At 64.4% G+C, this 19,894-nt stretch carries 21 protein-coding genes; 18 read left to right on the top strand and 3 right to left on the bottom strand.

Translation table 11 applies throughout. The features are described 5' to 3' along the window. The first annotated feature begins 16 nt into the window (after positions 1 to 16). From rbfA to VNH11_23520, 3 genes are all read left to right on the top strand, one after another. A complete protein-coding gene (gene rbfA, locus VNH11_23530) occupies positions 17 to 502 on the top strand; it encodes a 30S ribosome-binding factor RbfA (protein HVA49357.1) in 486 nt (161 codons plus the stop codon). A gap of 6 nt (positions 503 to 508) precedes the next feature. Beyond that, positions 509 to 1,510, top strand: coding sequence for a hypothetical protein (locus VNH11_23525; protein ID HVA49356.1), 1,002 nt, complete (start codon positions 509 to 511; stop codon positions 1,508 to 1,510). 99 nt (positions 1,511 to 1,609) lie between these two features. Next, positions 1,610 to 3,055: a hypothetical protein gene (locus VNH11_23520; GenBank protein ID HVA49355.1), complete on the top strand. Its 1,446-nt coding sequence runs from the start codon at positions 1,610 to 1,612 to the stop codon at positions 3,053 to 3,055. On the opposite strand, the gene VNH11_23515 is transcribed toward VNH11_23520, so the two are convergent. Further along, on the bottom strand, positions 3,020 to 3,967 hold the full coding sequence (locus VNH11_23515) for a hypothetical protein (GenBank protein HVA49354.1): 948 nt from the start codon (positions 3,965 to 3,967) through the stop codon (positions 3,020 to 3,022). The two genes, VNH11_23520 and VNH11_23515, sit on opposite strands and share 36 nt — an antisense overlap. A gap of 185 nt (positions 3,968 to 4,152) precedes the next feature. On the opposite strand from VNH11_23515, the gene VNH11_23510 reads away from it, so the two are divergent. From VNH11_23510 to VNH11_23495, 4 genes are all read left to right on the top strand, one after another. Continuing rightward, positions 4,153 to 4,893, top strand: a complete 741-nt coding sequence (locus VNH11_23510; protein HVA49353.1) for a hypothetical protein — start codon at positions 4,153 to 4,155, stop codon at positions 4,891 to 4,893. Positions 4,894 to 5,438: 545 nt separating this feature from the next. Next, a complete protein-coding gene (locus VNH11_23505; protein ID HVA49352.1) occupies positions 5,439 to 5,963 on the top strand; it encodes a hypothetical protein in 525 nt (174 codons plus the stop codon). Positions 5,964 to 6,178: 215 nt separating this feature from the next. After that, positions 6,179 to 6,391: a hypothetical protein gene (locus tag VNH11_23500; protein ID HVA49351.1), complete on the top strand. Its 213-nt coding sequence runs from the start codon at positions 6,179 to 6,181 to the stop codon at positions 6,389 to 6,391. Positions 6,392 to 6,413: 22 nt separating this feature from the next. Continuing rightward, positions 6,414 to 7,511, top strand: coding sequence for a GTPase (locus tag VNH11_23495; GenBank protein ID HVA49350.1), 1,098 nt, complete (start codon positions 6,414 to 6,416; stop codon positions 7,509 to 7,511). A gap of 16 nt (positions 7,512 to 7,527) precedes the next feature. On the opposite strand, the gene VNH11_23490 is transcribed toward VNH11_23495, so the two are convergent. After that, the gene (locus VNH11_23490) at positions 7,528 to 8,493 is read right to left on the bottom strand and encodes a glycosyltransferase (protein HVA49349.1); all 966 of its coding nucleotides are present in this window, start codon (positions 8,491 to 8,493) and stop codon (positions 7,528 to 7,530) included. A gap of 6 nt (positions 8,494 to 8,499) precedes the next feature. Then, a complete protein-coding gene (locus VNH11_23485) occupies positions 8,500 to 9,369 on the bottom strand; it encodes a radical SAM protein (GenBank protein HVA49348.1) in 870 nt (289 codons plus the stop codon). 130 nt (positions 9,370 to 9,499) lie between these two features. Between VNH11_23485 and VNH11_23480 the strand changes: the two genes are divergently transcribed. From VNH11_23480 to rplI, 11 genes are all read left to right on the top strand, one after another. Continuing rightward, positions 9,500 to 10,645: a GNAT family N-acetyltransferase gene (locus VNH11_23480; GenBank protein HVA49347.1), complete on the top strand. Its 1,146-nt coding sequence runs from the start codon at positions 9,500 to 9,502 to the stop codon at positions 10,643 to 10,645. A 10-nt stretch (positions 10,646 to 10,655) separates the two neighbouring features. After that, the gene (locus VNH11_23475; GenBank protein ID HVA49346.1) at positions 10,656 to 11,789 is read left to right on the top strand and encodes a GNAT family N-acetyltransferase; all 1,134 of its coding nucleotides are present in this window, start codon (positions 10,656 to 10,658) and stop codon (positions 11,787 to 11,789) included. Further along, positions 11,735 to 12,652 (top strand): polysaccharide deacetylase family protein, encoded by a 918-nt coding sequence (locus VNH11_23470; protein ID HVA49345.1) that lies wholly within the window; start codon positions 11,735 to 11,737, stop codon positions 12,650 to 12,652. Before VNH11_23475 ends, VNH11_23470 begins: the two co-directional genes overlap by 55 nt. A gap of 94 nt (positions 12,653 to 12,746) precedes the next feature. Beyond that, a complete protein-coding gene (locus tag VNH11_23465; GenBank protein HVA49344.1) occupies positions 12,747 to 14,333 on the top strand; it encodes a lipopolysaccharide biosynthesis protein in 1,587 nt (528 codons plus the stop codon). Positions 14,334 to 14,346: 13 nt separating this feature from the next. Further along, on the top strand, positions 14,347 to 15,573 hold the full coding sequence (locus VNH11_23460; protein HVA49343.1) for a glycosyltransferase: 1,227 nt from the start codon (positions 14,347 to 14,349) through the stop codon (positions 15,571 to 15,573). A gap of 634 nt (positions 15,574 to 16,207) precedes the next feature. Beyond that, complete coding sequence (locus tag VNH11_23455; GenBank protein ID HVA49342.1) at positions 16,208 to 17,017, top strand: hypothetical protein; 810 nt, start codon at positions 16,208 to 16,210, stop codon at positions 17,015 to 17,017. 9 nt (positions 17,018 to 17,026) lie between these two features. Continuing rightward, positions 17,027 to 17,656 (top strand): 50S ribosomal protein L25, encoded by a 630-nt coding sequence (locus VNH11_23450; GenBank protein ID HVA49341.1) that lies wholly within the window; start codon positions 17,027 to 17,029, stop codon positions 17,654 to 17,656. A 6-nt stretch (positions 17,657 to 17,662) separates the two neighbouring features. After that, positions 17,663 to 18,223 (top strand): aminoacyl-tRNA hydrolase, encoded by a 561-nt coding sequence (gene pth, locus VNH11_23445; GenBank protein ID HVA49340.1) that lies wholly within the window; start codon positions 17,663 to 17,665, stop codon positions 18,221 to 18,223. A 19-nt stretch (positions 18,224 to 18,242) separates the two neighbouring features. Continuing rightward, on the top strand, positions 18,243 to 18,683 hold the full coding sequence (gene rpsF, locus VNH11_23440) for a 30S ribosomal protein S6 (GenBank protein HVA49339.1): 441 nt from the start codon (positions 18,243 to 18,245) through the stop codon (positions 18,681 to 18,683). 125 nt (positions 18,684 to 18,808) lie between these two features. Beyond that, a complete protein-coding gene (ssb, locus tag VNH11_23435; GenBank protein HVA49338.1) occupies positions 18,809 to 19,279 on the top strand; it encodes a single-stranded DNA-binding protein in 471 nt (156 codons plus the stop codon). Between the two features lie 119 nt (positions 19,280 to 19,398). Next, positions 19,399 to 19,894, top strand: a 496-nt coding sequence (gene rplI / locus VNH11_23430; protein ID HVA49337.1) for a 50S ribosomal protein L9, incomplete at its 3' end; no start/stop codon positions are given.

The raw sequence follows: 19,894 nt of genomic DNA, 5'->3' as shown, positions 1-19,894 counted from the left end.
AAATCCAAAATCCAAAATGGGCCCCGTTTTCGACAGCTTTCTTCGTTACGCCCTCACAAACAGTTGCAACATGGCGTCACATCGACTTGCGAAAGCTGCGGAAGCCGTACGGGAGGTCGTCAGCATGGCGATTCTCGCCGACCTGAAAGATCCGCGCATCCAAGACGTGACCGTCACCCGCGTCGAGATGAGCCCCGACATGCGCCATGCCAAGGTGCATGTGTCGGTGATGGGCAACGAGACGAAGCAGAAGCTGAGCCTGGCCGGGCTGAAAAGCGCGGCCGGATTTCTGCAATCGAAGGTAGCGAAAAGAATTGATACTCGTTACACTCCCAGACTTGAATTCGTGCTCGATATGGGCGTCAAGAAGTCGATCCAGATCGCGGAGATTCTGCATCGCGTGTTGCCGCCGGCGCCGGCCGACGAGGCCGGGCTGTCGCCCGAGGCGCAGGCGGACGGCGGCGATGCGGTCGATGACGATGTCCTTGGCAAACAGGAATAACCAGGCATGCCCACACCCAACCGGTCCACTTTGATTGGCCGAATGCACAAGGTGCTGAAGAAGCACTATAAACCGGCGCCCATTCCGGAGCGGCCGGCGTTGGAGCATTTGCTCTACGCCTGTTGTCTGGAGAACGCCCAGTACGAGGCGGCCGACAAAGCCTACACGGCGGTCTCGACGACGTTTTTCGACTTCAACGAGGTGCGGGTCAGCACGGTCAAAGAACTGGCCGAAGTCATGCAACTGTTGCCCGAACCGGCGTCGTCGGCCGCGAACCTGAAGCGCGTCCTGCAAAGCGTGTTCGAAGCCAGCTACTCGTTCGAGATCGAGGCGCTCAAGAAGCTGCCCCTCGGCCAGGCCCAGCAAAAGCTGCAAAAGTATGAAGGCGTGACGCCCTTCGGCGTGGCTTACGTGACGCAAGCGGCGTTAGGCGGGCATGCCATCCCGCTCGATCGCGGCTTGCTGGAAGTGTTTGGCATTTTGGGGCTGGCCACCGATCAGGACAAGGCGGCGCACACCGTGCCCGGCCTGGAGCGGGCCATTGCCAAGAACAAAGGCATCGAATTTGGTTCGCTGGCGCATCAACTTGGGGCGGATTTGATCCACAGTCCTCACTCACCGAACGTACACAAAATCCTGCTGGAGATTGCGCCCGACTGCAAAGACCGGTTGCCGAAGCGCGGCGCGAAACCGAAGCCCGCCGAGGCCGGGCCGGAGCACGCGGCTAAAGAAAGACACGAAAAACCAATCGCCGCCAAGCCGGTCGAGCTTCAAAAGCCGCTGAAGGCCGCCGCGCCGCCCACTGAAGAGCCAAAGCCAAGCAAAGCCAAAGTGCCGATGGCCGGCAAGAAGCAGCCCATGAAGAAAGAGGAGCCGACCGCCAAACATGCGGCCGCGGAGAAGCCGGCCGCGGAGAAGCCGGCGGCGCACAAACCGGCGGCCCACAAAGCGACCGGCGAAAAGAAGAAATCGGCAACCGCGGGGCTCGCCAAGCGCAAGCCGCGTTAGCGGCCCTTGCGCAATTTCGGATTTTGGATTTTGGATTTTCGATTCCATAAATCCAAAATCAAAAATCCAAAATCCAAAATCCAAAATTGTGCAGGTCTCATGGACGAGATCTCGGACAGCATCGACGCCCCCCGCCGCCCGCTGCGAGGCCGGCTGGAACTTGCCGTTGTGGCCGTGGCCGCACTGATCGCGGCCGTCAGCGCGCGTGATTATGCGGGCGGCTGGAACGACGGCAGCCGGCTGGCCACCGTCGAATCGCTCGTCGACCGCCATGCTCTTTCGATCGACGAATCGCTCTTCGTCCGCTCGCCCGCGACCGCCGCGGCCCCCAATCCCTACGCACCGGGCGACGAGTTGCTCCGCACGCGGGGGACGAAAGACAAACTCTTCATCGCCGGGCATTACTACTCCGACAAGTCTCCCTTGCCGGCGTTTGGGCTGGCGGGCTGTTATCAGCTTCTGAAGTGGTCTACCGGGCTGACGGTCCGGGAGCATCCGCGGCTGTTTTGCTACCTGATGACGCTTCTGTCGTCGGGCGTGGCCTATGTCGTGTCGATCTGGGCGATCTGGCGGCTGGCGTGGCGGAAGGGCTTGCCCTGGCTCCACGGTTTGCTGTTGGCGGCGAGTCTGGCGCTGGCCACTTTGGCCTTGCCTTACGTCCGGCACGTGAACAATCACATCCTGCTCCTGGCCACGCTCGCGCTATTAATTCTGGTGCTCGATCGTTTGGCGAGCGACGCACGTTGTGCATCCAAATTCGTGAGTGCGACCGCGGGGCTTCTGTCCGGGCTCGGCTACACGCTCGATCTTGGCGTGGGCCCCGTTTTGTTGCTATGCACGGCGGCGCTCATCGCCTATCGAACGCGGAGCATCGTGGCCGTGGGCTGCTTCGGCCTGGCGGCGCTGCCTTGCTTGGCTGCCCATCACGCCGTGAACTACGCGACCGGCGGCACCGTCGGGCCGGCCAACTCGGTGGCCGAGTATCTGGCCTGGCCGGGCTCGCCTTTCAGCACCGCCAACATGACAGGCGGCTGGGCGCACGGCACGGCCGGCCATTTCGTTCTTTACTCCGCCGCGCTCTTGCTGGGCAAGCACGGCTTCCTGAATTACAACTTGCCGCTGTTGCTGGCGGCTGTCGGGCTGGTTGTGCTCCTGCGTCGCCGGATGCCGGAAAGGCCCGAAGTGGTTTTCGCCGCCGCGCTGGCCGGCGGCGCCTGGCTGCTTTACGCGGCCCTCTCGAACAACTATGCCGGCCCCTGCTGCTCGGTGCGCTGGTTCGTGCCGCTCCTGGCGCCAGGCTATTACGTGCTGGTTCTGCTCTTGCGCCAACGTCCGGCTCTGGCTCGCGACTTGGCATGGTTGAGTCTGTTCGGTGCGGTTTTGTGCGCTTGGTTGTGGTGGCGCGGACCCTGGGACGGCCGCGTGCCGCTGGTGCTGTGGCCGCTCGACGCCGCGGCGGTTCTCGGCTGGTCGATGTCGGCCCGGCGGGCGCGGCCGCAGAATCCGACGTTACGGACGTGTTCCAACTTGCCCAGCAACGCGTAGGGTGTGCCGGGCTCGCAGCCACTCGTGGCTGACAAAACGAAGCAGGATGGCCTTCAATGCCTGATGAACCGGTTCTGCCTCGCCGGCGGCGAGAGTGCCGACTTCCGGTTCGTCCGCCGCCTGCACTCCTTGCCAGGTGAGCTTGGCGCGGCACTTTTGCGCCGACATCGCGTTGACCCGCTCCGCCACGCGCAGCGACCAGAGAACGCCATAAGTATTCCGGAAGTCGAGCCAGCTCTGCTGCCAGCCCTCGCCGACCGGCCGGCGTCGGGTTCCATTTTCGGAGGATGGCCTTCCTGGGCCGTCCGTTCTCTCACCGGACGGCCCAGGAAGGCCATCCTCCGGTTCTCGCCGACCGAAAGTGCGCCGTCGTGTAAGAGCGGTGGCCAGGAACGTCGAGACCGCCAGCAGCAGCAAACCGAACGAAGCAGGGTGGGTGTCATCGGGCAAGAATGGAAAGCAGACGCTGAGCAAACAGACTTGCCCGGCAAAGGCGATGCATGCCGCCGGCGCGTAGCGCGTGGGCAAATAGTTCAGCAGTTGCATGAAAACCAGTCCCGCTATCAGCCAGCACCACGTCGCGTGCGGCGCCGGTGGGACCGACGGGTCGATCGACCAGCTCCGCAGGTCTTGGAAGGCGAGCAGCCCCAGCAGCGACGCGACGATGAGTTGCCAGGGCCGGTCTTGCGGGCGCTTCGCTCCGAGCAAGGCGACGAACGGGGCCAACGTGGTCATGCCCGCAAGGTAGTCGGCGTGGGCGGCCGCCGGCAGGCTGCCGCGAAACCGGATCCATGAGTAGCCGGCGTCGATGGTCAACGCTGCGAACGAAAAGACGGCCCAGGCCGCGGGGGCGGCGAAGGTCGTGCCGCGCAGGCCTCGCCAAGCGAGCAGACAGACGATCGTAGCGATCATACCGAGTAGGCAGGAGAGGGCGAGCAACTGACGGGTCCCTTGGCACGGAAAGAACGGCACAGATCCAACCCTCAAGTTTATCGCGCCTGGGCGAGGTTGAGAAAATGCAACGGTGGCGTTTGCTTTACCGTTGAGTGTGAGCCATGTTTCCAAAGTTCACCCTCATCGTGACAAGGAGTCCAAACATGAAGTGCTTGAATATCACGCGGTTCGCGGCGGCCCTGGTGGCCGCCTTGGTCTGTGCTTCGTCGCCGGGCCAGGCGGCCGAGATGGCCAACCCAACCGGCTTTTCATACTACGGTTATGGCAACGGCAGCTTCGGTTATGGCGGCGTCAACGCCGCGCCGGGCATGACCGGTCCCGCCCTACCCTCGTTCGCTTCCTACCCTGGCTACGCCGGATACCCGAACGCCGGTTATGGTTATGGCGGCTATGGCGGTTATGGCAACGGCGGCTACGGTTACGGCGGCTACGGCGCGTGCGGCGGCGCCGGGTGCGGCCGACACGGACATCATTGCAGCTTCGGCGGCAACAGCGGTTGCTGCAATGGGGTCTGGGACGGTTACTGCGGCGGCGGCTACGGCGGCGGTTGCTGTGCTCCCCCGATCAAGGTCCACCGTCGCCATCGGCCGCTCGGCTGGGGCGCCGGCCCCTGCGTGGACGCCGCCTGCGGAGCTGCCGCGGGCTGCGGCCCGGCTTGCCACGGGCGGGTCCATCGTTGCCATCTGCGCCGGTATCAGAATTGGGGATACGCTCCGGCCGGCTGCGACGGCTGCGCCGACGGCGGCGGCACGACGGTCGATCCAGCCCAAACGCCAACCCAGCAGCCCGCTGCGACTGGAACCGAGCAACTCGAGGCTCCCATGCCGACGTTCGAGACCGACGAGCCGCCCGCACCGGCGCCGTCCGACAATTCATCGACATAACGGTTACAGAAGGCGGACCCTCCCGGCCGATAAAGCGGATAACCAGCACGCTGGGAGGGCGGGACACAAGCGGTCCCGTTTCAGGATAGAGGTCATGGCAAGTCGATGGACCGAATTGCCATGACCTTTTTTGTTGGTCGCACCGATTATCTTAAATTTTCCGCTTCCGCCACTTGTCCAACCCTTCGGGCTGACTTATTATTGAGCTAATGCGGGATGGCGGGCACCAAATCTTGGCCCATTCCGCAGCACACGGGTCAGCCAGTGAGTCGCCGGCGTCATAGGGCAAGCAACGTTTCGGCGGGTGCGCTTCAAGGCATGAAGCGCGTACCTGCCGGGCGAACGACGTCGGCCCAGCTAGGAGTTTTCTGACCATCTACTCAATTGCCGAGTGAGCGGCGGCGTCGCGCTTCGAGGGCGCGGTGCGCGCGGCGCTCAGCGATGTTCTTTGAGGCATTGTTCTTCCGCGGCCGTTGTGCTGCGCGGTTGTCGAACGAGCGGAGTGAATCAATTCATCTGGACGGGGCGCGAACGAGGAGAGTTGCATGAGTCTATCCGAGCTTGACGCGCAGGGAGTTCGCACGGTCCCGGCGGCCGTCAACGGCGTCAGTGGACCGTCGCGGCCGCTGCACCGCATTCAGGAAGTGCGGCGACAACAAGGGGTATCGCTGCGCCGAGTGGGGCAAGTGCTGCGCACCGACGTGCGCGAGTTGCGACGCGAGGAACAATCCGGCACCGACCTGACGATCAGCCGGCTCTACCAATGGCAAGAGGCGCTCGAGGTGCCGGTTGCCGATCTGCTCGTCGATAGCGGTGCGCCCCTGTCGGCCCCCGTCATGGAGCGTGCCCGGCTCGTGCGGATCATGAAGACCGTGGCGGCCATACGCGAAAAGGCGCAGAACGCGTCGATCGAGCGTTTGGCCGAGACGTTGGTCGATCAGATGCTGGAAATCATGCCCGAGCTGGCAGGGATCAATCCCTGGCATTCCGTAGGCCAGCGGCGCTCGCTGGAAGAGTTTGGGCGGATCGTCGAGCGAACCTATCCGGAGCACATTTGGCGCGAGCCGTAGTCGGGCTCTTGCTCAAGGGGCCTCAAGGTCAGCCAGTTGAACATCTTGATCGCGACGGCCAAGCTTCGCCTCGCACGGCCCGCCCAGGTCTGCGACATCTTGCAACTCGATGCGTCCACCCTCAGCCGGCAGCCGCGGGTGCTGAGGTTGCTCCCAGCTTGATTGCCCAGTTACACTGAGAGGTAGAACGTTCGAGGCAAAGAATAAGGGATCTCATGCAGCAAGCAAGCGGTGCGGAACGGCGTAAGCAATTGGTGCGGACCATGAACGCGTTGGGCGACCTGACCTTGAAGGTCGATGAGTTGTCCCGAGGCCACCTCGACAACAGCGCCGCCGCCATAGGGTTCGCTCAGGCCATTGTGTCGATCAAGGCGGCCCGCGATGCCCTCCAATCGCAGTACAATCAGCTTTTTTCCGGCGGTGGCTGAATCACGGCCCTTGAGGGCGGCCGTGCTGACGCCGCCCGGCCGCGGAGCGGTGGCCACTGTGGCGGTCTCCGGCAGCGGCGCCGCGGAGGCCGTCGGACGGCTGTTCGCGAGCGCATCGGGCCGCCGACTGACAACGGTTGCCATCGGTGAGGTCGTCTATGGCCGCTTTGAGCCATGCGGTGAAGAAGTGGTCGTCTGCCGCCGTGCCGACGCGATCGAAATCCATTGCCATGGCGGGCAGGCGGCCGCATCGGCCCTGCTTGAGTCGCTGGCCCAACTTGGTTGCCAGTTGATTTCGTGGCGAGATTGGATTCGCGATCGCACCCCCGATGACATTGCTGTCGCCGCCGCCGAGGCGCTCGCCTCCGCACCCACGCTTCGCACCGCGAGTATTTTGCTCGACCAATATCACGGAGCGCTCCAACGCGAATTGGACGAGTGCGTCGAGCTGCTTCAAGCGGCATCGGACGTGGCAGCGGGCCTCGCCGAAGAACGCTTGAAAGCCCTTTCGCGGCGCTGTCAGACCGGACGGCACCTGAATGAACCTTTTCGCGTGGTGATCGCGGGCAGACCCAACGTGGGCAAAAGCAGCCTGGTGAACGCGCTGGTCGGTTATCGGCGCTCGATCGTCTACGACCAGCCGGGCACGACGCGCGACGTGGTGACCGTGCGCACGGCCATCGCCGGTTGGCCGGTGGAACTTTCCGACACGGCCGGCCTGCGCCATGCCGGCGACGCGCTGGAGGCCGCGGGCGTCGAGTTGGCTCTGGCCGGCCTGTCGGCGGCCGATCTGCGCGTGCTGGTGTTCGACGCCGGCCAGCCCTGGACCGACGACGACGCGGCATTGGTCGAGCGTTGGCCCGACGGATTGCTGGTCCACAGCAAGTGCGACGTCGCGTCGCCGTCGGCAGATCGGCCTGGCGGCATCAAGACGAGCGCGGTCACGGGCATCGGCATCGCGAAATTGGTGCAAGCGTTGGGCGACGCGCTGGTGCCCGAACCGCCGCCGGCGGGCGCGGGCGTTCCTTTTACGCCGGCCCAAGAGCGCCGGATCGAGGCCGCGTTCGAGGCCTTGACGGCGGGCGATCGAGCCAGGGCGGCCGATCTGCTGAAGCTCTGATTGCGCACGTAACGCCTCACCGCAAGCGGCGGTACATCGAACGGAGCGGCCTGGCCCAGCGGCCGAGAACCGCGTGGGCGAGCAGAACCCAGGAGTCGATTTGCCCAGGGCGCTGCCGCCAGGCGGCAAGAGCGTGCTTGCGGGCGGTGCGATAATGGCCGGCGTAAAGCGCGCTGCGGGCCCATGCCCGTTGACGCTCGGCCGCCGACTGCGGCGCGGCTAGCGCGCCAAAGCTGGGCTGGGGCCAGCCGCGCCGACGGCTGGCATCGACCACCGCCGCACGCGCCGCGGCCTGGCCACGCTCGGCGTTCACAAAGGTGAAGTTGCCCGTGTGAATGCGGCACATCAACAGCGGTTCGGCCAGGTTTGCCAGCCTTCCGCGCTCGGCCAATCGCAGCCACAGGTCGTGGTCTTCGGCCCCATAGTATTCCTCACGGTAGCCGCCGACGTCGACCAGCGATTGCCGCCGCACCAGGGCGGCCGGATGGCCGATCGCCCCTTGCCCGCTCCACAATCGCGATTCGATTTCGTCGTGGACCACAGGCAAAGGCTCCTCGCAGAGCACGTCGCCGTCGGCGTCGATCCGCAACAGGGCCGAACCGACCATCAGGCACTCCGGATGCCTATCGAGAAACGCGATCTGCCGCTGAAGTCGTTCGGGCAAGGCGATGTCGTCGGCGTCCATGCGGGCCACGTATTCGCCCTGGCACAGGGCCAGACCTTCATTGAGGGCCCGCAAATAGCCGGTGTTCGCGCGGCTGACGAGCCGAATGCGAGGATCGCCCGCCGCAAAGTAGTGCAGCATCTCTCGCGAGCGGTCCGTCGAGCCGTCGTCGACGATCACCAACTCGAAGTCACGGAACGTTTGGCCCAGGATGCTCTCGACCGCCTGCGCAACGTACCGTTCGGCATTGTAAACCGGCATCAGCACCGAGCAGCGTGGGGCCGGGACGGAAGGGCTTTCCGGAAGGGACCGTTGCATGAATGCTTAAAAAACCGCGGTTGGCAGCCCGGTGCGAGTGTGGACCAGGGCGGCCAGCGCGTCCAACTCCGAGGCCGAGAGCGGGGTCACAAAGCTTTCGGCGGGCGGACGGGCCACCGTGTAGATCTGCACCAGCTTCAGCTTGCCGCCGGCCGCCACGATTTCGTTCAATCGGTCGCAGAAGGCCGATTGCTCCTGGCCCGACGGCGCGTCGCCCCGAATCCGCATGAAGAGCGCCTGAATCACCAGCGGCCGCAGGCGCGCGGCGGCTGTGATGTTCGCCAAAATACGCTCGAAGGGAATCGTGGTCCGCTCGACGAGTCGATAATAGGCCTCGCTGCCGGCTTCGAGCTTTGCCCAAATCTCGCCTTGATTGGCGTCGAGAATGGCCAGCCCCCGCTCGACCGCCGGCCGATGGAACATGCTGGCGTTGGTGATCAGCACCATTTTGACGTCGCCCAGTCCGTGCCGCCGCTTCACCTCGGCGCAGGCCTCGATGATTTCGTCGAAGTTGCGATAGGTCGTCGGCTCGCCGTCGCCGCTGAAGGCGATGTCGTTCAAACGCCGCAGTCGCGGGGGCGTGCCCGCGAATTTGTCGTCGGTGAATAACTCGCCCGACGTGACGAGCCTCAGCATCGCATCAAGCTCGGCCAGCATTTCCGCCTGCTCCACGAACCGCGTCTCGCTTTGATCGACCCGGTTCACCTGGCAATAGATGCAGTCGAAGTTGCAGACTTTGTCGGGGTTCAGATTGACGCCCACGGAGATTCCGCCCGACCGCCGGCTGACGACGGGGTAGGCGAAACGGTTGTTCGCGAAGTGCCGCGAGTGATCGCGGAACAGAGGCGTCGAAGAATTGGAAACAAGCGGCAGCATGGCGGAAGACCTGAAACTCAATTCTTGGCAGATTGCCCCCGCGAGCAAGGGCAAAACCTATGATTGTAATGGATTTGACAAGGGACGCTGGTTATCGACGTAGGTTGGGCATCGTGACCTACATTTGAGAATGGAGGTCGAGTGCATCACCGGCTGGGACGAGCTAGCCGGGCTGGCGCCCTATTGGACTGCGCTGGCCCGCGGCGTGCCGTTTCGGTCGTGGAGCTGGCTGGGCGCCTGGTGGCGGCTCTACGGTCATGCCGACGACCACGGCGGCCCCCGGCGGCTCTTCGCGCTGGCGGTCTACGATCGCGACCAGACGCTCGTCGGTTTGGCCCCGTGGTGTCTTGATTCGTCGGCCAGGCAGGGCAACGTCGTCCGCTTCCTCGGTTCGGGCAACGTGTGCAGCGACTATCTTTCGATTCTCTCCCTGCCCGATCATGAAGCGGAAGTGGCCGACGCCCTGGCCGATTGGCTGTGCCAAGAGCCGTGTGCCGAGAACCCGCCGTGGAACGTGCTGATGTTGAGTGGCGTCGATGCCGGCGACCGCGTCACCTGTCGCTTCATCGAGCAGATGATCGCCCGCGGCTCGCTGGCCTGGTCGCAGCCAGGACCGAACTGCTGGCGGATCGACTTGCCGCCGAGTTGGGACGACTATCTGGCTTCGCTCTCGAAGTCGCACCGCAAACAAGTGCGGCGGCTCGAGCGGCGGCTGTTCGCTACCGGCCGCGCGGTGGTGCGGATCGGCAGCGACCCGGCCGATCTCGATCGCGGCCTGGCGACGCTCGGCGAACTGCACCAACGCCGTCGCGGAGGACTGGGTCAAAGAGGACGCTTTGCCGACGACCGCTTCGCCGACTTTCACCAGCAGGTGGCGCGGCAGCTTCTGGCCGATCGCCTGCTGCGCCTGGCACAGGTCGACCTGGACGGCCGGCCGGTGGCCGCCGAATACCAGGTGCTCGGCCAAGACGTGGTCTACGCCTACCAGTCGGGCATCGACCCCGCGGCGCTCGATTTCGAGCCGGGCCGCCTGGCGATGATCGCCACGTTGCGGATGGCGATCGAGCAAGGCTATCGGGCCTTCGATCTGTTGCGCGGCGACGAACCTTACAAGGCCCATTGGCGGGCACATCCGCGGCCCAGCCTGCAGGTGAGCCTCTGGTCGACCCGCGCGGCCGACCGGTTTCGCGGCGGCGCGTGGCGCGCCGGCCTGCAGGTGCGCCACTGGCTCCGCGCCGGTTGGAAGCGGGCCGCCGCGCTGGCCCAAGTCGTTTAAGAGGGCACCCATGCAGCTCGAAGTGGAACTCATTCAAGACGAACGGCGATTGGCCGCCGTCGCCGACGAGTGGAACGCGTTGGCAGGGACGGTTCCCTTTCGCCGCAGCGAGTGGCTGGCCACCTGGTGGCGGCACTTCCGGCGTGCGGGCGACGAACTGTTCGTTCCGGCGGTTTACGATCGCGAGCGAAGGCTCGTGGCACTGGCGCCCTGGTATCTGTCGCGCGACGGCTGGCACGGTCGCGTGCTGCGGTTTCTCGGCTCCGGCAAGGTTTGCTCCGAGTACCTCAGCGTGCTCGCCGACTGCCCGGTTGCGGACCAGGTCGTCGGCCGGCTGGCGTCATGGCTGACGCACGAAGCGTCCGGAAAATGGGATTTACTGGACTTCGATGGCGTTGCCTCCAGCGACGTCGTGCTTGCCCGGCTTGCCGACGAGCTGTCGGCGACGGGGTGCCGGGCCTTTCGGCGCCAGCGCGAGCAAATCTGGCGGCTGACGCTGCCCGCCAGTTGGGACGAGTTGGTGGGCCGGTTATCCAAAAAGCGCCGGGCCAAGATTCGCGCGCAAGAACGCGAGTTCTTCGAGAGCGGGCGGGCGAAACTGCAAACCGCCGACGATGCGCGAGGCATCTCGCAGGGACTCGACGTGCTGCATCGCCTGCATCAGGCACGACGCAGCAGCCTGGGCGAAGCGGGCTGTTTCGCGCTGCCGCAGTTCGAGGGCTTCTTGGCCGAGTCGGCGCTGCGCTTTCAGCGGCTCGGCCGGCTCCGCTTGCAGTGGTTGGAAGTCGACCGCCGGCCGGGGGCCGTCGAGTTCGACCTGCTGGGCGGCGACGCGCTGTTTTACTATCAGACCGGAATCGAGCCGGGCCTGGCCGAGATCAGTCCGGGCTGGTTGCTGCAAGCGGCGTCGTTGAAACGAGCCATCGCCGAGGGCTGCCGGTACTTCGATTTTCTGCGCGGTGACGAGGCTTATAAATCGACCTGGGGCGCCCAACCGGAGCCGCTGGTGCAATTCCGCATTGCGGCCAGGCGGCCGTTGGCCCGGTTGCGGCACAAGCTTTGGCGGGCCGCGCTGGAAGGAAAAAACCATTGGCAATCCACCAAGAACTGGGCCGTGGCGACATGTGGAAAAAAAGCCTGCTGACCCTCTATTATTACGGCAGTCTGCCCGTCCGCGCCCGACTCAACCGGCGCCGGGCGGCGACCGGCCGCGCGCCGGTCGTGGTGCTCTTCTATCATCGCGTCGCCGACGATCGCCCGAACGACTGGACCTGTCGGTTCGATATGTTTGCCCGGCAGGTGCGCTGGCTCAAGCGGCACTTCGACCTGGTCTCTCTGGCTGAGGCTCAGCAGCGGCTGCGCAACGGAAACAACCCGCGGCCCGCCGTCAGCATCACGTTCGACGATGGTTACGCCGAGAACTGCCAGCGTGCCATTCCGCTGTTGCTCGACGAAGGCGTGCCCTGCACGTACTTCGTGTCTACCCGGCACGTGTTGGAAGCGGCGCCGTTTCCGCACGATCTCGCCCGCGGGCAGCCTTTGCCGCCGAATACGATCGACGAATTGCGCGAGATGGCCGCGGCCGGCATCGAAATTGGCGCCCATACGCGCACGCATTGCGACTTGGGTCGAATCAACGACGCCGACATCTTGCACAACGAGGTCGCCGTCGCCGGGCGGGAGCTCGCTGAGGCCATCGGCCGGCCCGTACGCTATTTCGCCTTCCCTTACGGACAGTATGCGAATCTGAATCAACTGGCATTTCAAATGGCCCGCCACGCCGGCTACGACGCCATCTGCTCGGCCTATGGCGGCTATAACTTTCCGGGCGACGACGCCTTTCACCTGCAGCGGATTCACGCCGACGACGACATGCTCCGTTTCAAGAACTGGCTGACCATCGATCCGCGCAAGCTGAACGTGCGGCGCTATACGCTACGAGCCGCTTCGCGTAAGAGCAATTGGCCTTTAACCACCAGCCAGCACCCGCTCATCACTAACCACTAACCACTAACCACTGACCACTAACCACTAACCACTAATCACTAACCACTAAGCACTAACCACTAACCACTGACCACTGACCACTGACCACCACCCCATGTCTCCTCGGCCGCAACTCAAAACTGACACGTTGGCCAGCGGCGTTGCCATGCTGCTGGCGCTGACGGTGGCGCAACGCTTGGTCGGCTTTGCCCGTGGCATCCTGTTTTGCCGCTGGCTCGATGTCGACCAGCTCGGCCAATGGGATTTGGCCTACGGCTTTTTGATGTTGGCTGCGCCGCTGGTCGTGTTGGGGTTGCCAGGCTCGCTCGGCAGGTATGCCGAGTATTACCGGCAGCGAGGACGGCTCAAGCCGTTTTTGCGGCGGACCGGCGGCGGTACCGGCTTGTTCGCGCTCGTCGCGGCGGCGGCGGTTGCCTGGCGGCGCGACTGGCTGGCGGAGGTCTTTTTCAACGACCGACGGCAAGGAGCGTTCGTCGCCTTGCTGGCGGTCGTGCTGATGACTTGGATTGTTCATACGCTGCTGGTCGCCGTGTTCAACTCGTTGCGGATGACGCGCGCCGTGTCGCTATTGCAGTTCTGCAATAGCCTGGCGTTCGCGGCCATCGGCGTCGCTTTGCTGGTCGGTTTCGAGGCCAGCGCTCGGTGCGTCGTCTGGTCGTTCGCGGCGGCAGCCACCGTCTCGAGTTGCGTCGGCCTCGCCTGGCTGTTCACGACTTGGCGCAGGATTCAGGAGGAAGCGGCCCCGCTCGTCGACGCCCGCGGTGAACAGCACCTTGCGTGGCGCGGCGGACCGGGCAGCTCGATCTGGCGGCAGGTGCTTCCCTTCGCCGCATGGGTCTGGATCACCAACGCGCTGGCCAACACCTTCGGACTGGCGGACCGTTGGATGCTGATCCATTTCAGCGGATTGAGCGAGCCGGCGGCGATGGAGCAGGTCGGCCAATACCACAGCGCCCGCGTGGTGTCGCTGCTGTTTCTGGGAGTGGCCGAAATGATCGCCGGGCTGGCCACGCCGCACCTGGCCCACGATTGGGAAGCCGGCCGCCGCGAAGAAGTGTCGCAAAAAATGAACCTGATTCTGAAGCTGCTGGCGATGAGCTTGTACGCGGCGAGCGTCGGCCTGCTGGTCGCTTCGCCGCTCTTGTTCGGCCTGGCCTGGGCCGGCAAATATGCAACCGGAATCGCCCTGCTCCCCTGGACGCTGATCTATTGCGCCTGGGGCTCGCTGGCGGTCGTCGCCACGAACTATCTTTGGTGCGCCGAGCGGGCGCGGCTTGCCAGTCTCTCGTTGTTGTCGGGGCTGATGGTGACCGTGGCGCTCAATGCCTGGCTGCTGCCGACTTACGGGGTCTTCGGCACCGCCTGGGCCACCACCGCCGCGAACTTCGTGATGCTGGCCTTGATGTATCTCTCGGCCTGGTCGTGCGGCATGCGGTTCCACTGCGGCACGCTGATCGTCGCCGCGGCCCCCGTGGCGATCGCGGGCGGGCCATATCCGGCCGTCGCCGTGCTCGCCGGCTTGGTCGTGGCCGCCTGTCGTGGCAACTGGCTTTTGACTCTCGACGAACAGCAGACCTTGGCGGCAGCGGCCAAAGCAGCCTGGCGACGATGTGTGGGTGCGGGGTGGGCACCCCCGGATCTTGCCGAGACCGCGGTGGGTGACTCCCAGCCTACGATTTAGAAAGGTGTCTTCCATGAGCGATTCGGATTCTTCCTTGCTGACCTGGCCCGCGCCCGCTGCGACGCAGCGACCGGATGACGGCGTTCGCCCCGCCGGCCGGCCGTTGCGGGTCATGTTCGTCATCACCTGTATGCCGGTGGGCGGTGCCGAGACGCTCTTGGTCAACCTGGCGCGCAGGCTCGATCGCGACCGGTTCTCGCCGGAACTTTGCTGCCTGAAGTATCTGGGGCCGCTCGGCGAAGTGTTGGCTGAGGAAATCCCCACGTTCACCGGCCTGCTGAGGCACAAATACGATCTGGCGGTTCTAGGCCGCCTGACGCGGTTGCTGCGCCGGCGGCAGGTCGATGCGGTGGTCACGGTGGGCACGGGCGGAGACAAAATGTTTTGGGGACGTCTGGCGGCCTGGCGAGCAGGCGTGGGGGTGATCGCGTCGGCGTTGCACTCGACGGGGCTGCCCGACCACGTGGAATGGCTCAATCGACGTCTGGCCCCGATTACCGACGCCTTCATCGCGGTGGCGCAGCCGCACGCGCGCTATCTGGCCGAACACGAAGGTTGCCCGGAAAGCAAAGTCCGCGTCATTCCCAACGGCGTCGACGTCGAACGTTTCCGTCCGCTTTCGCCGGATGCGGCGTTGCGCAGCGAGCTTGGTCTGCCGCCCTCGGCGCCCGTCGCGGCGATCGTGGCGGCGTTGCGTCCTGAAAAGAACCACGAGCTGTTCCTGCGCTCGGCGGCGCGCGTTTGTCGGTCCCGCCCCGATGCGCAGTTCCTGGTCATCGGCGACGGTGCCCGTCGGGCCGCGCTGCAAGTCTTGCGCGACGAGTTGGGGTTGAACGGCCACGTCCATTTCTTGGGCACGCGCAGCGACATACCGCAACTATTGTCGCTGGTCGACGTGGTGCTGCTGACGTCGCACATGGAGGCCAACCCGGTATCGATTCTCGAAGCGCTTTCGTGCGGCAAGCCGGTGGTCGCCACGCGGGTCGGCTCCGTTCCCGAATCCGTCCACGACGGCGAAAACGGCTACCTGGTTGCGCCGGGCGACGAGTCCGCATTGGCCGCCCGCGTGACGGAGTTACTCAACCATTCGGGACTTGCCTCTCGCCTTGGCCAGGCCGGCCGGCGGACGGTCGTCGATCGCTGGTCGTTGGAGCGGATGGTGTCGGGATACGAGGAATTGATCGAAGGCATTTATGTCCGCAAGCGGAGCCGTAAGCCAACGGCATTCAGCGACAGATAGCCGGCTCACAACTGGCCGTTGCCAACTGCCGTGTGGGGCTGATGCCCGCCGCAGTGCGGAAGGACCTTGGACGGCAGGCATGCGGCCCACGCGGCCACGGTCGACAAGCTTCAGCGGGCGTTGGATGAAGGCGAAGCCGCCGCGGCCCCGAAGACGCATTCCGCGGAGCAGTCTTTACGGCGACTTTACAGCGGCCCTTGAGGGCTGAGTGTGGCATTGGGCGTGGCGATTGAAAAGAAGTCGCCGCGTTGGCGTGCTGTTCCCTTGCAGCCGCCGGTGGTGCATGAGTAACGGCGCCGCGCCGATTCTGTCGGGACACCTCGCATCGCGAAGCGATTGCCGAGGCGTTGTCTGCTGCGCGTTTGCGTCGAGTTTCTCTGGTGTGTTGTCGCGAGCGCGGCGGTTGACCGTGGCAGCGAGGCGTTCGATTCCCTGGCGCCGTGTCGCAATCTCTTTACACCGCCTCCCCCGGTGCCGATGCGCGGCCCGACCGCGCATCGCGGCCCGGTCACGGTCAGGAGGCTAAACTGTTACGGGCGAATTCGCAGGCCGGGCTGACCGGGGCGCAAGCCGCCTGGGCCGTGAGGCAGCCGCCAACTATCAGCTCTACGTCAGCCAGCTTGGCACGGCCGAGATGAGCTATGCCGACACCAACGCCAGCGACTTTGTCACCGAGATCGACACGATCGACCTGGCCGACAAGACGGCGGCCGACGGCGCGGCCAATGCGAGCGAACAACTCTCGACCACGCTCACCGACGATGAGGCGGCATTCGAGCAGTCGCTCGACCCGGCCAGCAGGGGCTTTGAGGACGGCGTGGGGCAAGCGCAGCACGATTATCGGCAGGCCATGGCGCTGGCCGACTACAACCTGGCCATCGGCGGCACGGCGGCCGATTATGCCACGGCGGTGGCCGATGCCCAGACGACGCGACAAGGCGACTACGACACGCCTTATGCCAATTTCGCCGGCCTGGTGATGCCGGCCATCACGCAGCAAGGCACCGACGACGCGGGTGCCGAGTTGCTCGACACGCAGACCACCGACGGCGAAGGTCTGACCGACATCCAAGACAACAACCATTCGGTGGACGGCTACCAAGACGAGGAATCGGCCCTTTACGCGGGCCAGCAGGACACGCAGGCCCAGGCGCTCGACGCTTATCTCTTGCCCGCCAGATCGAGCGGCGGCTTGATCTTTACCGTCGAAAAACGCCCTACTGGGACGGCGGCTGAGGCGATCCTCCGGATTCTTGGCAAATGGGGTTGCAATTTGCCCTGCTTCGGGCAAAATAGCGAAATTCGCGCCGTCGCTTCGTCGTGGCGGTCGGCGCAGGGAGTCGTTGCGCGCTTCGCGCAGACGCTCGTTTGCCGGCGGACCCACCCATCGATCTGGGCGATGGTCGTCGGGCAGGGAACACCGGCCGGCCGTTCGGACTACTAGGAAGTTAAAATGTCGGAAGTTTTGAAAGTCGAAGTACGCAGTGGCAAAGGCAAGCGGCACACGCGCCGCTTGCGTCAGTTGGGGGCGGTGCCGGCCATTTTGTACGGGCACGGCGAAGCGAGCCTCAGCCTCTCGGTGCCCGTGGACCAGGTGAGATCGGCCGTGCGGCACGGCGCCCGCGTGGTCGACCTGGACGGCGCCGTCAAAGAAAAGGCGTTCATCCGCGACCTGCAATGGGACACGTTCGGTCTGGAAGTGCTGCACATGGACCTGACCCGCGTCTCGGCCGACGAGAAGGTCGAGGTCGAAGTCGTGGTCGAGCTGCGCGGCGAAGCACCGGGCGTGAAAGAGGGCGGCATTGTCAGCCAGTTCGTTCACCAAGTGGACGTCGAGTGCCTCGTGACGGCGATCCCTGAAAAACTCAGCCTGCGCATCAATGGCTTGGGCCTTGACCACTCGCTCACCGCGGCCGACATCGAGCTGCCGCCCGGCACGACGCTGGTGACGCCGGGCGAAACGGTGATCGCGCAGTGCGTGCTGCCGAAGGCCGAGGAAGAAGCCGCCGCGCTGCCGAGCGAGGGCGCCGAACCGGAATTGATCGGACGCAAGGCGGGCGAAGAGGAGGGGGAAGAAAGCTGACGGCCCATGAAATTGGTGGTGGGGCTGGGCAATCCCGGCCGAAAGTACCAGGCCACCCGGCACAATATTGGCTACGAAGTGTTGGGGAACCTGGCGCGCCGGTTTGCCAACGGACCGGCCAAATCGGCCTTTCAGGGCGAAGTGGCCGACGCCGAGTTGGGCGGCCAGCGGGCTTTGCTGTTGTGGCCGCACACGTTTATGAACCGCAGCGGCGCCAGCGTGGTGCTGGCCCGCGACTTTTATAAGCTGGAAAACAGCGAGTTGCTCGTCGTGTGCGACGACTTCAACTTGCCTTTGGCCCGGCTGCGGGCAAGAAGCAAGGGGTCGTCGGGCGGACAAAAGGGGCTGGAAGACATCATTCGTGCCTTGGGCACCGATGAGTTGGCTCGCTTGAGGGTGGGCATCGGTTCGCCGCCCGAAGGATGGGATCCGGTCAACTACGTGCTGGGGAACTTCGGCAAAGACGAACGGGAAGAGGTGGAACTGGCGGTGGTCCGGGCGGCCGACGCCGTGGTGGTCTGGGCCCGTGAGGGTATCGGGCCGTGCATGAATCAATATAATGTATGAAGCTGACAGGAGTGAAGTCTTGGCCTTGAACGTTTACGAAGGATTGTTCCTTTTCGATTCGAACCGCTATAGCCGCGATCCCGGCGGAGTGTCGGCGCAGGTCGCCGATTTTGTCCAGAAACTGGGGGGCGAGATGCTCGTCAGCCGCTTGTGGGAAGAGCGCCGCCTGGCGTATCCGGTCAACGGGCAGCGGAAGGGGACGTATTGGCTGACGTATTTCCGGATGGACGGCAAACAGTTGACGACGCTCGAGCGTGATTGTCAATTGAGCGAGAGCATCATGCGTTCCTTGGTCATCCGCATCGACCCGCGCATCGTCGACGCGCTGGTCAGCCATGCCACGGCCGTGTCCGGCGAGAAGGCCCGCAAAGCCGAGGAGAAGGAAGAGAAGGATAAGGATGTCGTGAGCGAGGTCGTGGAAGAAGTGCCGGAGATGGAAGAGGTCGGCGACGTAAGCTAGCGGGGCCTACCGGGTAGCAGAATTCGTGAGAATTCTGGCGACCGCGCAGAATTCGTGTCCCGGCGGGCCGGGACGGGCGTAACCGCACCAGAACCAGCATCGAGTCAAACACAGCGAGGTCAGCCATGGCGAGCTTCAATCGAGTCATCCTGGTAGGCAACTTGACGCGCGACCCCGAGTTGCGCTACATTCCCAGCGGAACGGCGGTCACCGAGATCGGGCTGGCCGTCAACAATCGCCGCAAGACTCCCAACGGCGACTGGGCTGAGGAGCCAGTTTTTGTGGATGTCACCTTATGGGAGCGAAACGCGGAGGTGGCGGCGGAATACCTTCGCAAGGGGTCGCCCGTGCTCATCGAAGGGCACCTCAAAATGGATCAATGGCAGGATAAGAACACGGGCGACAAGCGTTCCAAGCTCAAAGTCGTCGGGGAGCGATTGCAACTGCTTGGGACGAAGGGCGGAAGCGGCGCAGGAGGCGCCAAGCCAGCCCAGCGCGGCGGTTTCGACGAGGCCGAATACGGAGCGCCCTCGGAAAGCTATGCCGAACCCAGCGGCGCTCCGACGCAGCCGCCCGCAGATGATATTCCATTCTAGTCCGTGGTCCGTTGTCCGTGGCCAGTGCCTTGCGGCAATTGCAAATTTGCAATTTGCAATTTGCAATTTGCAATTTGCAATTTCCTGAACCCTGAACCCTGAACCCTGAACCCTTCGGTATGCCCTCAAAATCTTCGACCAAACCCGCCCGTCGCAACAAGCGTCTGGCCCGCGGCCCGCACGGCGGCATCGAGCTGCTGCTGATTCAGTCCGTCGATCACCTCGGCAAGCAGGGCGACGTGGTCTCGGTCAAACCGGGCTACGCCCGAAATTATCTTTTGCCGCAAGGTCTGGCGGCGATCGCCACCGACCATCACAAACGGATGATCGAAAAGCACAAGGCCCGGCTGCAAGAGATCCAGAACCAGCGATTGGTCGGTCTGCGCACCTTGGCCGATCAGCTCGCGCGGCAAAGCATCACGATCGAAGCCAATGCCAACGAAGAAGGCCATCTCTACGGCTCGGTCGGCGCCGGCGACATCGTGAGCGCCCTGAAGCGGAGCGAGGTCACCGTCACTTCCGATCAGGTGCGGCTCAAAGGGCCGCTGAAGGAACTGGGGTTGTACACCGTCAACATCCATCTCGGTCACGAAATTGAAGCCGAGTTGAAGGTCT

This window comes from Pirellulales bacterium, assembly GCA_035533075.1.
Lineage (GTDB): Bacteria > Planctomycetota > Planctomycetia > Pirellulales > JAICIG01 > DASSFG01.
This window is presented reverse-complemented; position numbering and strand designations above follow the sequence as displayed.